Source organism: Porphyromonas somerae (assembly GCF_022845615.1).
Taxonomy (GTDB): Bacteria; Bacteroidota; Bacteroidia; order Bacteroidales; family Porphyromonadaceae; genus Porphyromonas_A; species Porphyromonas_A somerae.
Map to the genome: position 1 here is coordinate 815,209 of NZ_AP025559.1, position 15,309 is coordinate 830,517.

13 protein-coding genes are annotated in these 15,309 nt (G+C 48.3%); 7 read left to right on the forward strand and 6 right to left on the reverse strand.

Annotated features, from left to right (window positions below):
- Nucleotides 1-130: 130 nt before the first annotated feature.
- Nucleotides 131-1,054 carry a tRNA modification radical SAM protein MnmL/YtqA gene (locus MWL85_RS03400; RefSeq protein WP_244401422.1) on the forward strand — a complete coding sequence of 308 codons (924 nt, stop codon included), beginning with the start codon at nt 131-133 and terminating at the stop codon, nt 1,052-1,054.
- Here MWL85_RS03400 and aroC read toward each other — a convergent pair.
- Genes aroC through tyrS form a run of 3 tightly spaced genes read right to left on the reverse strand, consistent with a single transcriptional unit; the run spans nt 1,051 to nt 4,634 of the window.
- Nucleotides 1,051-2,103, reverse strand: coding sequence for a chorismate synthase (gene aroC / locus MWL85_RS03405; protein WP_244401423.1), 1,053 nt, complete (start codon nt 2,101-2,103; stop codon nt 1,051-1,053). The two genes, MWL85_RS03400 and aroC, sit on opposite strands and share 4 nt — an antisense overlap.
- The gene (locus MWL85_RS03410; RefSeq protein ID WP_244401424.1) at nt 2,103-3,335 is read right to left on the reverse strand and encodes a nucleoside recognition domain-containing protein; all 1,233 of its coding nucleotides are present in this window, start codon (nt 3,333-3,335) and stop codon (nt 2,103-2,105) included. Before MWL85_RS03410 ends, aroC begins: the two co-directional genes overlap by 1 nt.
- Nucleotides 3,336-3,341: 6 nt before the next feature.
- Nucleotides 3,342-4,634: a tyrosine--tRNA ligase gene (gene tyrS / locus MWL85_RS03415; protein ID WP_244401425.1), complete on the reverse strand. Its 1,293-nt coding sequence runs from the start codon at nt 4,632-4,634 to the stop codon at nt 3,342-3,344.
- Between the two features lie 563 nt (nt 4,635-5,197).
- On the opposite strand from tyrS, the gene gmd reads away from it, so the two are divergent.
- The 6 genes from gmd (at nt 5,198) to MWL85_RS03445 (ending at nt 11,016) form a co-directional block, all read left to right on the forward strand.
- Nucleotides 5,198-6,280, forward strand: a complete 1,083-nt coding sequence (gmd, locus tag MWL85_RS03420) for a GDP-mannose 4,6-dehydratase (RefSeq protein WP_244401426.1) — start codon at nt 5,198-5,200, stop codon at nt 6,278-6,280.
- 6 nt (nt 6,281-6,286) lie between these two features.
- Nucleotides 6,287-7,339, forward strand: a complete 1,053-nt coding sequence (locus tag MWL85_RS03425) for a GDP-L-fucose synthase family protein (RefSeq protein WP_244401427.1) — start codon at nt 6,287-6,289, stop codon at nt 7,337-7,339.
- 3 nt (nt 7,340-7,342) lie between these two features.
- A complete protein-coding gene (locus tag MWL85_RS03430) occupies nt 7,343-7,963 on the forward strand; it encodes an HAD family hydrolase (RefSeq protein ID WP_244401428.1) in 621 nt (206 codons plus the stop codon).
- A complete protein-coding gene (locus MWL85_RS03435; protein WP_244401429.1) occupies nt 7,963-8,580 on the forward strand; it encodes an IMPACT family protein in 618 nt (205 codons plus the stop codon). The genes MWL85_RS03430 and MWL85_RS03435 overlap by 1 nt, the downstream gene beginning before the upstream one ends.
- An 85-nt stretch (nt 8,581-8,665) precedes the next feature.
- Nucleotides 8,666-10,330 (forward strand): formate--tetrahydrofolate ligase, encoded by a 1,665-nt coding sequence (locus tag MWL85_RS03440; RefSeq protein WP_070707603.1) that lies wholly within the window; start codon nt 8,666-8,668, stop codon nt 10,328-10,330.
- 20 nt (nt 10,331-10,350) lie between these two features.
- A complete protein-coding gene (locus MWL85_RS03445; RefSeq protein ID WP_244401430.1) occupies nt 10,351-11,016 on the forward strand; it encodes a DNA alkylation repair protein in 666 nt (221 codons plus the stop codon).
- Between the two features lie 151 nt (nt 11,017-11,167).
- Here the strand turns inward: MWL85_RS03445 and MWL85_RS03450 are convergent, their stop codons facing one another.
- The 3 genes from MWL85_RS03450 to rsfS all read right to left on the reverse strand — a co-directional run bounded on the left by MWL85_RS03450 (nt 11,168) and on the right by rsfS (nt 15,095).
- Complete coding sequence (locus tag MWL85_RS03450) at nt 11,168-12,550, reverse strand: tyrosine phenol-lyase (RefSeq protein ID WP_244401431.1); 1,383 nt, start codon at nt 12,548-12,550, stop codon at nt 11,168-11,170.
- A gap of 98 nt (nt 12,551-12,648) precedes the next feature.
- On the reverse strand, nt 12,649-14,682 hold the full coding sequence (ftsH, locus tag MWL85_RS03455; protein ID WP_244401432.1) for an ATP-dependent zinc metalloprotease FtsH: 2,034 nt from the start codon (nt 14,680-14,682) through the stop codon (nt 12,649-12,651).
- A 23-nt stretch (nt 14,683-14,705) separates the two neighbouring features.
- On the reverse strand, nt 14,706-15,095 hold the full coding sequence (gene rsfS, locus MWL85_RS03460) for a ribosome silencing factor (RefSeq protein ID WP_021903082.1): 390 nt from the start codon (nt 15,093-15,095) through the stop codon (nt 14,706-14,708).
- Nucleotides 15,096-15,309 lie beyond the last annotated feature (214 nt).

Genomic DNA, 15,309 nt, shown 5'->3' on the forward strand with positions numbered 1-15,309 from the left:
ATCTAAATACTTGCATAAGTAAGAAATATCTCTTATCTTTGCACCGTGTTTTTCATAGTATTAGATTTTAGGTTAATATTAAGATTGAAGGTTGTCGTGAGACAGCCTTTTTCTTTTTTATAGTAGTGGTATGATAAGTGAGGGGATTTTTAATGACTATGGAAGCTATCTAAGAAGTGTTTTTCCTGATTTTAAGGTGCAGAAGCTCTCGGTGAATGTAGGCTTGACTTGCCCCAATCGTGATGGCTCTAAGGGGAGGGGCGGGTGTACCTACTGCATCAATAGTTCTTTTAGTCCTAGCTATGTAGGTAAAGGTGGAGTAGCTGAGCAGTTGGAGGCTGGAAAACGTTTTTTCGGACGTAAGTACCCCAATATGAAATACCTAGCTTACTTCCAATCATATACCAATACCTATTCTTCTTTGGACCACCTTGTGGCTCTATATGAGGAGGCCTTGGCTACCCCTAATGTGGTAGGTCTTGTAGTGGCAACGCGACCCGACTGCGTTGATGAGGAGGTGTTAGATTATCTTGCTGAAGTAAATCAGCGGACGTTTGTGGCAATTGAATATGGGGTGGAGAGTACACTCGATAAGACGCTTGAAAGCGTTCATCGTGGTCATACATTTGCGGAGGCTGAAAAGGCGATTCATGATACTGCTACACGGGGTATTACAGTAGGGGCACACCTTATTATAGGATTACCTGGTGAGGCTTATTCCGACTTTGAGTTGCACATTGATCGCCTCGCATCTCTCCCCATCACTACGCTTAAGATGCACCAATTACAGATCCTCAAGGGAACGATTATGGCTCATCAATATAGGAGCAATCCTGAGACATTCAGCCTTTTCACACCCGAGGAGTATGTAGATGTGATTTGTAGACTTCTACGGAGGTTGCCAAGAAGGATATATCTTGATCGCTTCGTTTCCCAATCCCCTCCTGAGCTATTGATGGCTCCTAAGTGGGGGTGGAAAAACTACCAATTTGTACACCTTATAGAACGAAGAATGCGTGAAAATGGGTGGCAACAAGGCGACCTTTTCCTTTAGTGGTTGGAGGCGAGCATCTCATCGGCGAGGACGAGGCTGGTCATCGCCTCGATAATGGGGAGGACGCGGGGGAATACGGAGGCGTCGTGGCGCCCTTTAATCGTGATTTCTGTCGGTACGCCCGAGGCAGTGACGGTCTGCTGTGGTAGTGCGATGGAGGGGATCGGTTTGAAGGCGGCTCGGAAATAGATCTTGCTTCCTGTGGAGATACCGCCCAAGACGCCACCAGAGTGGTTGGAGGTCATCTTGATCACTCCCTTCTCCGAGGTGAAGGCGTCATTGGCTTGTGACCCTTTCATTGATGCTAACTCAAATCCATCTCCCATCTCAAAACCTTTGCAGGCATTGATGCCGAGCATTGCCTCTGCTAGTCGGGCATCGAGTTTGCTGTAGAGTGGGCTACCCCAACCGGCGGGTACCCCCTCCACCACGACGGTAGCGACGCCCCCAAGGGTATCGCCTTCCTGCCTCACCTTTGTGAGGAGTTGGTGCATCTCTTGATCTACTTGAGGGTCTGGACAGCCCACCTCTCCTAGTTCCTTCCACTGGTATTGGTAGTGGCTTGGGAGTTTTATTTCGCCTATCTGCGAGGTGAAGGCTCTGAGCCTTATTCCCTGCTCTCGGAGCAATTGGTAGGCGATTGCCCCTGCCACCACGCGTACCACCGACTCTCTGGCACTTGCCCTTCCGCCCCCTCTATGGTCGCGGATACCGTATTTCATCTGATAGGTAAAGTCGGCATGAGAAGGGCGATAGACCTCTTTGAGGGCATCGTAGTCGCCACTTCTTTTCTGCTGGTTTGGCAGAAGAAATGCGAGGGGTGTGCCGGTTGTTTTTCCCTCCATTAGGCCTGAGATAAACTCTGGCTGATCGGCTTCGGTGCGTGGGGTACTGACCCCTGCCAATCCTTTACGACGTTGTAGTGCCTCTTGAATCAACGTGAGATCTAGCTCCACTCCGGCGGGACAACCATCGATCACTCCACCTACATAAGGACCATGCGACTCGCCAAATGTGGTGAGCCTAAAATATCTACCAAATGTATTCATCACCCATAAAATGCATAAGCCAATAAAATTGCTGTCATCGCTCCCACTGCATCGGCAATGAGCGAGACGCCAAGTGTGTAGCGGGTTTTGGTGATGGCTACACTACCATAGTAGAGTGCCAGCACGTAGAAAGTGGTATCGGTGGTGCCCTGAACAACACAGACTAGGCGACCGACAAAGGAATCGGCTCCAAAGGTGGACATGGCATCAATCATCAATCCTCTCGCCCCACTTCCGCTGAGAGGTTTCATCAGAATCGTTGGCAGTGCATCTACCCACGTGGTATCTACTCCTATGGCTCCAAATAGCGAGGCGACTCCTATGGTGAGCCAATCCATGGCTCCACTGGCTCTAAATAGTGCTACTGCTACTAGGATGGCGACGATGTAGGGAATGATGGTCACCGCCGTCTGGAATCCCCCTTTTGCCCCCTCTATAAAATCTTCGTACACATTTCGCTTGGCAAGGAGGCCACTGCCTATAAATAATGCCACGGCACCCAGCAATACCACATGGCTGATGGCGGTAGAGTAGGTGGTGAGGAGCTCTTTATCGGCCCCTTTCACTATAAACGAAAGGGACACGACCAACGCCACAAATAGACCTGCTGGAAGTAGAAAGGGCCACTTGAGGAGGTTGATCCTCTGCTTCCACGATACCAGCAATACCGCCGTAAGGGTGCTTGCACCCGTTGCTATGAGAATGGGTAGAAAGATATCGGCCGGTGACGCACTCCCCAGTTGATGGCGGAACATGATGATGGTGATGGGGATGAGGGTGAGCCCACTCGCATTGATGGTGAGGAACATGATCATCGCATCTGAAGCGGTATCCTTTTTGGGGTTGAGGGACTGAAGCTCTTTCATTGTCTGCAGACCCAATGGGGTAGCTGCATTGTCGAGCCCCAGGAGGTTGGCACTGAAGTTCATCAGCATCGTGCCTAGCACGGGTGCCCCTTTCGGTAGGGTAGGGAAGATGACTTGAAAGAAAGGGGCGGTCCATCTTGCGAAGCGAGCGATGAGGCCGCTCTTCTCTGCCACACGAAGTAGCCCTTGCCAGAGTGTAAGGATCCCTGCTAACCCTAATGATATATTAAAAGCGGTGGTGGCAGTATCAAAGAGTGCCTGCACCATCTCACTAAATAGGGTGGCATCACCTGAGGTGATTACCCGTACTACCCCTACGAGTATCCCTACCAGGAAGAATGCCACCCATATATAGTTGAGGAGCATAAGCCGCTACACCATCTTCACGAGGAAAAAGTTCTTCTTGCCCCTCTGTATCAGCATATACTTGTCGTTCAGAAGGTCGGCAGAGGTGGGTTGGTACTGGAAGTCCGTCACCTTCTCTCCATTGAGGCTTACCCCGCCACTTTGAATCAGTTTGCGTAGCTCGCTATTGCTATTGAAAAACTTGCACTCGCCCACTAAGAGGTCCATGAGGCCTATAGAGGCTGATAGCTTATCCTTGGAAACCTCTGCCATTGGCACGCCTTCAAACACGCTGAGGAAGGTCTCTTCGTTGAGCTTATGGAGTGTCTCTACACTGGAGCGACCAAATAGGATTTCTGAGGCCTGCACAGCTAGGTCGTACTCCTCACGAGAGTGTACCATCACTGTGATCTCCTCTGCTAGCTTTGACTGTAGGATTCGCTTGTGAGGAGCCTCACGATGCTCTGCCTCTAGTGCCTCAATCTCTTCACGGCTGAGACTGGTAAAGATGCGGATGAAGCGGCCAGCATCTTCGTCGGAGACATTCATCCAGAACTGGTAGAACTTGTAAGGCGAAGTATATCGTGGATCGAGCCACACATTGCCACTCTCAGTCTTGCCAAACTTGGTGCCATCGGCCTTTGTGATAAGTGGGCAGGTGACGGCGTAGGCTTGACCTCCTAGGCGACGCCTGATCAATTCTACTCCTGTGGTGATATTGCCCCACTGGTCGGAACCACCCAACTGTACACGGCACCCTAGGTGCTCGTAGAGATATTGGTAGTCGTAGGCTTGAAGCAACTGGTATGAAAACTCGGTGAAGGAAAGGCCTGAACCACCTTCGCCTGCTACCCGCTTCTTCACGGAGTCTTTTGCCATCATATAATTGACGGTGATGTGCTTGCCGACGTCGCGGATGAAGCTGAGGAAGGAGTAGTCTTTCATCCAATCGTAGTTGTTCACCAATACTGCCGCATTGGGGGCATCGCTTTCAAAGTCCAAAAACTTGGAGAGCTGTTTCTTAATGCACTCCTGATTGTGGCGAAGGGTCTCCTCGTCCAAAAGCTGGCGCTCGGCCGACTTGAGGGAGGGGTCGCCAATCATACCGGTAGCTCCACCCACTAGGGCAATGGGTCGGTGACCGGCCTGCTGAAAGTGGCGTAGCATCATCACTCCTACCAAGTGACCAATGTGAAGCGAATCTGCGGTGGGGTCGATGCCTACATAACCCGAGGCCGGCCCCTTCAGAAGCTCTTCTTCGGTCCCTGGCATCATGTTGTGAATCATCCCTCTCCACTCTAATTCCTTAATAAAGTTCATCGCTAATACCTTTATATAATGTATGGAAAAATCAATCGGTTACAAAGCTACCAAATTAATGGCAGATAAGTGAGTGACAACGTGAAGTAAAATGAAAAAAGAGGTGCTTTTGGGGTGTCTTATCGGACAAGTCGGACAAGTCGGAGCACCCTCCTGGATGCTCTCTTCTATGAGAATGGCACTTCGTGCAATTTTCTTCATTTGTAATAAACTGATATTCAATACTATATAAAAGCAAAAACTGAGTTGCAACTAAGCGATCGGCGAGTTGCAACTAAGCAAATGCCGAGATGCAACAAAGCAATTGCTTAGTTGCAACTAAACTTTTGACCACTTGAGACTGTGGCTTTTTTAGGCTCCTTTTTGGTGGGGGGGGGCTTATCGGACAAGTTGGACAAGTCGGACGGATCGGACGAGTCGGACTGTGGTTTCCTGAAAAAGGTTGTTAGGCCCTGGCTCCGCTCGACAGGGGGTTCTGTAGAGAGTGATATTTTTGGTAGCTTTGCAGTAAGGGAGGGAGTGAGGAATATTGACTATTTAGAGAATAAGTTTTGGGTGTTGGCATGAAGGTAGCACTAATTACAGGAATTACGGGTCAGGATGGTTCGTATCTTGCTGAGTTTTTACTCGGAAAGGGGTATGAGGTGCATGGTGTGATGCGTCGGAGTAGTTCGTTCAATACAGGTCGTATTGAGCATCTTTACCTAGATGAATGGATCAGGGATATGCACGAGGGGCGGTCACTGCACCTTCACTATGGTGATATGACCGACTCTAGTTCGCTTCTACGTATTTTGCAGGAGGTGAAGCCAGATGAAGTGTACAACTTAGCGGCACAGAGCCATGTGAAGGTCTCCTTTGAGGTGCCTGAGTACACCGCTGAGACGGTGGCTCTTGGGACGCTGAGACTTTTGGAAGCGGTTAGGATTCTTGGGATGGGAGAGAAAGTGCGGATTTACCAAGCCAGCACCTCGGAGCTTTTTGGAAAAGTGGTGGAAAGCCCGCAGAATGAGCAGACCCCCTTTCGACCTTCTTCCCCCTATGCGGTGGCGAAGCAGTATGCCTATTGGATTTGCCATAACTATCGAGAGAGCTATGGAATGTACGTGGCGAATGGGATCCTCTTTAATCACGAGAGTGAGCGGAGGGGAGAGACCTTTGTGACGCGTAAGATCACCTTGGCGGCGGCGAGGATTGCCGCTGGGGTACAGGATAAGCTCTATTTGGGCAACCTTAGTGCCCTTCGAGACTGGGGCTATGCCAAGGATTATGTGGAGTGTATGTGGCTGATGCTACAGCAGGAGTCTCCTCGGGACTTTGTGATTGCAACTGGAGAGCAGCACTCAGTGCGGGAGTTTGCAACGCTTGCCTTTGCCTTTGCCGGTATTGAGCTTGAGTGGAAGGGGAGTGGCTTGGAGGAGAAGGGTATTGATCGTAAGAGTGGTCGAGTATTGGTGGAGGTAGACCCTCGTTTCTTTAGGCCATCGGAGGTGGAGACGCTTTTGGGTGACCCTTCAAAAGCACGTAAGGAGCTGGGCTGGAATCCGAGGGCAACCTCTTTTGAGGAGTTGGTGCAGAAGATGGAGGAGCATGATATGGCTCTGGTACAGAGTAGTGGTGGTGCGGTGTGCTCACCTGGGGTGTGAAGGGTGATGAATAAGGATAGTAAGATATATGTGGCTGGGCATCGGGGGTTGGTGGGCTCGGCAATTTGGAACAATCTAAAAGCACGTGGGTACCATAACCTTGTGGGACGGACGCATCGGGAATTGGACCTTTTGGATCCCGTGGCTACTCGTCGGTTTATGGAGCAAGAGCAACCGGAAGGGGTTATCCTAGCGGCTGCTAAGGTGGGCGGTATTGTGGCTAATCAGCGGTATCGGGCCGACTTCATCTATGAGAATCTGCAGATTCAGCAGAATGTGATTGGGGAGAGTTGGCGGTGTGGGGTGCAGCGGTTGCTCTTTTTGGGCAGTAGCTGTATCTATCCTCGTGATGCGACTCAGCCTATTCGGGAGGAGGCCTTGCTGACAGGGCCTTTGGAGTACACCAACGAACCGTATGCTTTGGCTAAGATTGCGGGGCTTAGACTTTGTGAGAGCCTCAATCTACAGTATGGCACCAATTATATTGCGGTGATGCCGACCAATCTTTATGGTCCGAATGATAACTTTGACTTGGTGAATAGCCATGTGCTTCCTGCGATGATTCGGAAGATTCACTTGGCAAAGCTCTTGGGTATTGGTGACTTGGGCGGCGTGAAGAGGGACTTGGTACGACGCCCTGTGGAGGGGGTTGTGGAGCCTGAGGAGTTGGCGAAGATGGGGATTTACCCTAATGAGGTAAGACTCTGGGGAAGTGGGAAGCCACTGAGGGAGTTCCTCTGGAGTGAGGATATGGCGGATGCATCGGTGCACCTATTTCTGAATACTGACGTTGCCGACCTCTACCCTAAGGGAACGGAAGAAGTACGTAATTGCCATATCAATATCGGGACAGGCAAGGAGATTAGTATCAAGGAGCTGGCTCAATTGATTGCTCGGGTGGAGGGGTTTGATGGGGTGATCTCGTGGGATAGCACGAAACCAGATGGCACTCCACGGAAGCTCTGTGATGTATCGCGACTGCATGCCCTTGGATGGAGGCATCGCGTGGAGCAAGAGGAGGGAGTGGAGCGATTGTATCAATGGTATTTGGAGAATTAGAGAGTGATTAAGAATATATTATTTGACTTTGGAGGGGTATTTGTACGACTGAATAGAGAGGAGTCGGTAAGGCGTTTTGAGACTTTAGGAGTACATGATGCAGATGGTCTACTAGATCCCTACCAGCAACAAGGTCTTTTCTTGAAGCTGGAGGAGGGACAATATGATAAGGCGGAATTTACTGAAGCATTGAACGGAGCTTATTCTCTTGCCCTCAGTGAAGAGCAGGTGGGATGGGCTTTGATGGGTTTCCTTGCCGAAGTGCAACAGTATAAGTTTCGCTACATACGCGAAGAGCTACCGAAGGAGTTGCGGTTGCTAGGCATCAGTAATATCAATCCTTTTATCTGGGAGTATGCTCGGTCGGGTGAGATGATTGATGGTGGCTACTCGGTGGATGACTTTTTTGAGAAGGTTTATCCCTCCTATGAGTATGGGGTGTGTAAGCCAGATAGAAGGTTTTTTGACCTGATTGTGAAGGAGTCGGATATCCGCCCTGAGGAGACACTTTTTATTGATGATGGTCCTGCTAATACGGAGGTGGCGAGGAAGCTGGGCTTTGTCACCTTCTGCCCTGAGAATGGTGAGGATTGGCGACCTGTTTTGGATAAAATGCTGGGGTGATGGAGGAGCTGTTCTCTAGTTATCGAACTCTTAAAAGCCATTCGGAGGCTATTTACACGGAGCAGAGGAGTAAGTTTATTGCCTTTGCAATACCAGTGGAGTCGGAAGAGGCGGCTATGGAAGAGATTCAGGAGTTGCGGAAGCGATATTATGATGCTCGGCATGTCTGCTGGGCGTACCGCATCGGGAAGGGGGAGCCTATAGAGCGACAAAATGATGATGGTGAGCCGAGTAGTACCGCAGGGAAGCCGATATTGGGTCAGATGCTTAGCTATCAGCTTACCGACCTATTGATTGTAGTAGTGCGGTATTTTGGCGGAGTGAAACTGGGTACTGGTGGATTGATTGTGGCCTATCGCACTGCAGCGGAGGAGGCGATCAAGAATAGTGAAATTGTGGAGGTGACCCTTTATAGTCACTATCGGCTTACTTTCCCTTTTGACCTTATCAATCCTGTGATGATGGTCTTGAGGCAATATGAGGCGGAAACGGTGCTGAGTGATGCGGATACGGAGGGGCATATATGGGAAATAAAGGTGCCTAATAGTAGGGCGAGGGAATTTGAAGAGGGCGCGAGTGCCATTTATCAGCTACAAATAAAGGAGGTAGCGAACTAATGGGGGTGCACCTTTGTTGTATGTGTGGGGAGGGGTGGTGATGATTGTAATGTAAAACTATAGAATAACATTGATTAACTAACTTATGAAGACAGACATCGAAATCGCAAGAGAAGCGAAACTGAAGAAGATTGACCTAATTGCTGAGGAAGCCGGTATCCCAGAGGATCGACTATCCCCCTATGGAAAGTATATGGCTAAGGTGGATAGCACTCTCCTTGAGGAAAAGCACAATGAGGGTAACCTGATTCTTGTAACAGCTATTACTCCAACCAAAGCGGGTATAGGTAAGACTACAGTATCTATTGGACTAGCACTTGGACTTAACAAGATAGGAAAGAAGGCTTTTGTAGCATTGAGAGAGCCTTCACTCGGACCAGTATTTGGTATGAAGGGTGGTGCTGCTGGAGGTGGATATGCACAGGTATTACCTATGGATCAGATCAATCTCCACTTTACTGGTGACTTCCATGCTATTACTTCGGCGAATAATACGCTTGCCGCACTTGTGGATAACTATGCTTATCAGAATAGAAATAAGCCTGAGGGCCTCAGCAGCATCGTTTGGAAGCGTGTGCTTGATGTGAACGATCGTAATCTACGTAATGTGATTACTGGTCTTGGTGGGGTAGGTAATGGTGTGCCTCGTGAAACTGGATTTGATATTACTCCAGCTTCGGAGATTATGGCAATCCTTTGTCTGGCTACAGATATCAAGGACCTCCGCAGAAGACTTGATAATATCCTTGTGGGTTATCTAAAGGATGGTTCGCCATTTAGAGTAAAGGACCTTGGTTGCGGTGGTGCACTTACTATCCTTCTGCAGGATGCTATTAACCCTAACTTGGTGCAAACAACGGAGAATACTCCTGCCTTTATCCATGGTGGTCCATTTGCTAATATTGCACACGGCTGTAACTCGGTAATGGCTACTAAGATGGCCTTGAAGTATGGCGAATATGCTATCACGGAGGCTGGCTTCGGTGCCGACCTAGGTGGTGAGAAGTTCTTTGATATTAAGTGTCGTCACGCTAAGCTACAACCAAAGGCAAGTGTGCTGGTAGCTACTGCTCAGGCATTGAAGCTACATGGTGGTGCCGATGAGAAGAACCTTAAGGCTGAAGACCTTGAGTCGCTGAAGAAGGGCTTTGGCAATATGGATCGCCATGTGGAGAACCTCCGTAAGTTTGGGCAGAGTGTAGTGGTTTGTATCAACCGCTTCCCCACTGATACGGATAACGAGATTGCCCTGATTAGAGAGCACTGTGAGCAGAACAACCTACCATTTGCAGTGAATACTGCGTTTGGCGAAGGTGGTGAGGGTGCCGTAGAGCTTGCAAAGGTGGTGGTAGATACCATTGACAATAACCCTTCTAAGCCTCTACAATTCTTGTACGACAATGAGATGTCTATCAAGGAGAAGGTAGATGCGATCACCAAGAATATCTACAGAGCATCGCACGTCAATTATGAGACGAAGGCGATGAAGGCGATTAAGAAGCTCGAGGAGCAGGGATTTGATAAGTTCCCAGTATGTATTGCCAAGACTCAGTACTCATTTACCGATGATGCTAAGCGCTTCGGTGCTCCTGATAACTTTGAGCTTAACGTACAGGACGTGGTGGTGAATACTGGTGCTGAGCTGGTAGTGGTGATTATGGGTAGCATCATGCGTATGCCTGGTCTGCCTAAGGAGCCAGCTGCTATGAAGATGGATTTGGTGGATGGTGTGATCCACGGCCTTAGCTAATGCCTTGTACTGACCAAGAAATGAGGTCGGCAGTAGAGCAACTCCTCGAAGAGTTTCGCTCTTCTGCCGACCTATCTTATAAGTCTTTCAATACCAAGCTAAAGGTTTCTTGCTATCCAGATAGCATACTGGGAATACGGATGCCAGTGGTACGACGAATAGCCCATAAACTTTCCAAGTATCTAACTTCCGATGGTGCTATTACACTTCTATACCCTCTTGCAGAAAGATGGTATGAGTACAAACTGTTATTAGGACTGGTATTAAAGGAGGTGACGCAAGAGGATGAAGTCGGAAAAACTATCCCAGTGCTTTATTCGCTATGCGACGGATGGGCTGTATCAGACCTATACCAAGAGGTGCTTGGACATTTTGCCAAATTATGGAGCCTTGAAGAGGTGCTTTTGTCCACTAAGAAGTTTGCAACTAGTCCAAATGAGTTCGCTCGTAGGCTCTCCATCGTTGCTTACTTTCCACTGCTGCGACAAGAGCTGGTCAGTGTCGAGCAAGTGCTACAGCATATTGCCCTACTAGAAAATGATTCTGCTTACTATGTGGAGATGGCTAATGCGTGGTTGCTTGCCGAAATCAAGCTGACCCACCCAGAGGTCTCGCCTGTGATTTCTAACCCTTCACTCAAAAAGCGATATCTCCAGAAGCTACGTGAGTCGCTTCGCCACCACTAATAAACTCTAAAAAGAATGCAGTACCGATCTTGTAACAGTCTTTCATAGTGGATGGCGACTTATTTCGTGCTCATTTGGGTGGGTGGATATTAAAGGAGGGGAGTAGAGCTGTGGAATTAGCTCTACTCCCCTATTATATGAAGTGTTTTAGTTAAATCTCTTCAAAGCGTGCGGTGAAGAACCGAAGCTGATGAGGCTCGTAGGTGAATCGTAGCCCCTTGATCGTCTTGGCGTGGCGATAAAGCTTGATCACCGACTCTGCTACCACCTGCATATGTGCATAGGTGTAAACTCGTCTTGGAATGGTGAGCCGTACTGTCTCGAGCTTTGGCCTATGGTTTTCCCCGGTCTTAGGATCTCTACCTGCGCTTACAATTCCCCTCTCCATAGAGCGTACGCCGCCCTCTACATATAGATTTGCAGCGAGTGCCTGTGCTGGGAATTGGTCTTGTGTTAGGTGCGGACAGAAACGACGTGCATCAATAAATACAGCATGCCCTCCAGTGGGTTCTACGATAGGTACTCCTCCCTCCCGGAGTAGGTCACCAAGATAACGTACTTGGCGAATGCGGTGCTCAATGTACTCAAATTGAAGTGATTCCTTGAGCCCTATTGCCATAGCTTCCATATCCCTACCAGCCATACCTCCGTAGCTTGGCATTCCCTCGAATACTACCACTAGTTCCTTGGCTTTTTGGAATAGCTCCTCATCATTCATACAGAGGAATCCACCGATATTCACGATACAATCCTTCTTGCCACTCATGGTGCAGCCATCGGCATAGCCAAACATCTCACGCACAATCTCCTTGATGGTCTTATCGGCATAGCCCTCCTCTTGCTCTTTGATAAAGTAGGCATTCTCTACGCAACGCGTTGCATCGAAAAAGACCTTTACCCCATACTTATTGCAGATATTCCGCACCTCTCGCATATTCTTCATTGAGACTGGCTGTCCACCAGCGAGGTTTACCGTTACTGCAAGGCAAACATAGGCGATGTTTTCCGCTCCCTTTTCCTTGATGATCTGCTCTAACTTCTCCAGATTGATATCCCCCTTGAAAGGAATAGAGCAAGAGGCGTCGTGTGCCTCATCACGGATAATATCCAAGAAGATAGCCCCATTGGCTTCTTGATGGTAGCGAGTAGTGGTAAAGTACATATTACCCAGTACATATTGTCCTGGCTTAATGGCAATACGACTTAAGATGTTCTCTGCACCACGACCTTGGTGCGTAGGCACTAAGTGCTTAAAACCAAAAATGTCTTGAACGGTCTCCTCAAGGTGATGGAAATTGCGACTTCCTGCATAGGCTTCGTCACCAATCATCAGTCCACTCCACTGCTTGTCGCTCATCGCATTGGTTCCAGAGTCGGTCAGCAGGTCAATATAGACATCTTCCGAATTGAGTAGAAAGGTGTTGTAACCTGCTTCCTTGATAAGTCTTTTACGCTCCTCGAGCGAATTCATCTTCACAGTTTCTACAGCCTTAATTCTAAAAGGCTCGGCTGGATACTTGTTTAGGTCTAGCATATTTGTTTTAGGTTTAAGAGTTAATAAAATAACTATCTCCAGTCTGCCTCAAATATACTATTATTCTTCTAACCACCCAACTATTTAGACTGTAAAAACTACTCCTTTTCCGTTGCCTCAGTAGGGGTTTCTATTGTAGGCTCCTGCTCTTTTGACTTATTTTCCGCATCAAGCAATTGATCTGCCCTCGACTTCCACGGTCTTTTACCAAGGATTTGTTCCACATCTTCGGTGAAAATCACCTCTCTACTAAATAGCAAGTCAGCAATCTTTTGGTGCCCGTCTCTATGCTCCATAAGTATCTGCTTAGCACGCTCATACTGAGTATTGATGATCTGTAGCACCTCCTCATCAATCATCTTAGCCGTTGCTTCACTATAAGGCTTTGTAAATCCATATTCATTTTGGTTATCCTCATAGTTGATATTTGGAAGCTTCTCACTCATACCGAAGTAGGTGACCATAGCTTGTGCCATCCTTGTTACCTTCATCAGGTCATTGGCAGCCCCAGTAGAGATCTTCCCGTAAGTGACAAATTCAGCTGCTCTACCTCCTAGTGTAGCACACATCTCATCCAGTAGTTGCTCCGTAGTTGTGATCTGTCGCTCTTCAGGAAGATACCACGCTGCACCAAGTGAGCGTCCACGTGGCACAATCGTGACTTTGATCAATGGATTGGCATGCTCTAGAAGCCAACTAACTGTAGCGTGACCCGACTCGTGGATTGCGATAGCTCGCTTCTCCTCCTCTGTGGTGATTTTGGTTTTCTTCTCCAGACCGCCCACGATTCGATCAATAGCACTCATAAAGTCCGACCCTTGGATCACCGACTTATTGGCCCTTGCGGCGTGTAGGGCTGCTTCATTACAAACATTGGCAATGTCGGCACCCGAAAAACCTGGCGTCTGACGAGAAAGTAGGTCAATATCCACCGTATCATCCATCTTAAGCGGACGCATATGCACTTGGAAAATCTCCTTCCGCTCATGCACATCTGGTAGCTCCACACTAATCTGGCGGTCAAAACGACCTGCTCTAAGGAGTGCTTTATCTAGAATATCTACACGGTTGGTCGCAGCGAGGATAATCACCCCGCTATTAGTGCCAAAACCATCCATTTCAGTAAGCAGTTGGTTGAGCGTATTCTCACGCTCATCATTGCCACTAAAGCCTGCGTTCTTGCTTCTTGCTCTACCGATGGCATCAATCTCATCAATAAAGATGATGCTTGGCGACTTCTCCTTGGCTGTTTTGAATAGGTCCCTAACTCTTGAGGCACCCACACCCACAAACATCTCCACGAAGTCTGAGCCCGAGAGCGAGAAGAATGGCACCCCCGCTTCTCCTGCTACTGCCTTAGCAAGGAGTGTTTTACCAGTTCCTGGAGGTCCTACAAGCAGAGCTCCCTTAGGTATCTTACCTCCCAATTCAGTGTACTTCTGAGGCTCCTTAAGGAAGTGAACAATCTCCTCCACCTCCTGCTTTGCGCCACTTAGACCTGCCACATCTTTGAAAGTGACCTTCACTCTATTCTCGGCATCAAATAGCTGTGCTTTAGACTTGCCTACATTAAATATGCCACCTCCAGAGCCACCTGAGCCTCCACCCATGTTGCCCATCATGCGTCGGCTCATCCAGACCCAAAAGAATATAATAATCAATAAGGGCAAGAAGCTAATAATGATATTGAGCAAATTAGCGGTGTTATTGACATAAGAGACCTTGGCCGAGATAGGCTTCTTCCCCGCCATGATCTCCTGATAGAGGTCATTGAAAGCACCGGCTCCAGGAATCTCCGACGTCACCTCAATCTTAGAGAGTAGGGAAGGACGCTTCTGATCCTTTTCCTTACTAGCAATTTGGTACTTCTTTGCTTTTGACTCAGCCTCCTTTTTGACTACAGCATGCACAGTACCTTTAGAGCTATATACCGTCACCTCCTCAAAGAGGTCATCCTGGAGCATCGCTTGAAAACGGCTCCACTCCACCTCTTCTCCACTAGAACCATTTGAGAAAAGCAAAATCCCCAAAATTGAGAGTAGCATCAGGGTATAAACCCATCCCAGTCCAAATCCCTTTTTCTTCTTTTTTCGATTTGGAGAGTTTTTTGGATTATTTTGTTGTAGTGCCATGACCTTGTTATTTCTTTTTTTACTTACTCCTCATCGGGGATGATCGTCTGCTTTGCATCTGCCCACATCTGCTCCAGCCCGTAGTAGTTTCTAAGCTCAGGCACCATGATATGAACCACTACATCTACGTAGTCCATAGCTATCCACTCACCTGATCCTGTATGGGTGTGTATTGGTTTTTCGCCCGTCAGCTGGAGCACCTTATCCCATACCGCCCCTTCGAGGGCACCTACCTGCGTTGCCGTATTGCCCTCTGCCACTATCATATAGTCACAAAAAGCCTCCTCCACACTCCTCATATCTATGAGAGTGATGTGCTTACCTTTCTTCTCCTTGATTCCCTCCACGATAGCTTCTGTAAGAGCTATTGTTGTCTTATTTGATGTTTTCAATGGGTGATTACGTTCTGTCACTGATACTTAAATTTTACATTCCACAAATGTACCAAAAAATAACCGTCGCAGTGCCAATTGCCACTTCTTTTTACTTTATTAGTAGTAGAGATAGGATTACCCCTCTGGAGACTGTTGCACGAAGGCGATCTGCTACGTTGCTTTCGGGATTCGGGCTCGGTCACGTACGTGAGTACGCTCCCAGCACCCTCACCCTCAGCGCCTATTTAGGTAC

Coding starts and splice junctions, on each gene's coding strand:
- MWL85_RS03400 (WP_244401422.1), top strand. CDS start 131: ATGATAAGTGAGGGGATTTTTAATGACTATGGAAGCTATCTAAGAAGT.
- MWL85_RS03445 (WP_244401430.1), top strand. CDS start 10,351: ATGAGGTCGGCAGTAGAGCAACTCCTCGAAGAGTTTCGCTCTTCTGCC.
- MWL85_RS03440 (WP_070707603.1), top strand. CDS start 8,666: ATGAAGACAGACATCGAAATCGCAAGAGAAGCGAAACTGAAGAAGATT.
- gmd (WP_244401426.1), top strand. CDS start 5,198: ATGAAGGTAGCACTAATTACAGGAATTACGGGTCAGGATGGTTCGTAT.
- tyrS (WP_244401425.1), bottom strand. CDS start 4,634: ATGAACTTTATTAAGGAATTAGAGTGGAGAGGGATGATTCACAACATG.
- ftsH (WP_244401432.1), bottom strand. CDS start 14,682: ATGGCACTACAACAAAATAATCCAAAAAACTCTCCAAATCGAAAAAAG.
- aroC (WP_244401423.1), bottom strand. CDS start 2,103: ATGAATACATTTGGTAGATATTTTAGGCTCACCACATTTGGCGAGTCG.
- MWL85_RS03425 (WP_244401427.1), top strand. CDS start 6,287: ATGAATAAGGATAGTAAGATATATGTGGCTGGGCATCGGGGGTTGGTG.
- MWL85_RS03450 (WP_244401431.1), bottom strand. CDS start 12,550: ATGCTAGACCTAAACAAGTATCCAGCCGAGCCTTTTAGAATTAAGGCT.
- MWL85_RS03410 (WP_244401424.1), bottom strand. CDS start 3,335: ATGCTCCTCAACTATATATGGGTGGCATTCTTCCTGGTAGGGATACTC.
- MWL85_RS03435 (WP_244401429.1), top strand. CDS start 7,963: ATGGAGGAGCTGTTCTCTAGTTATCGAACTCTTAAAAGCCATTCGGAG.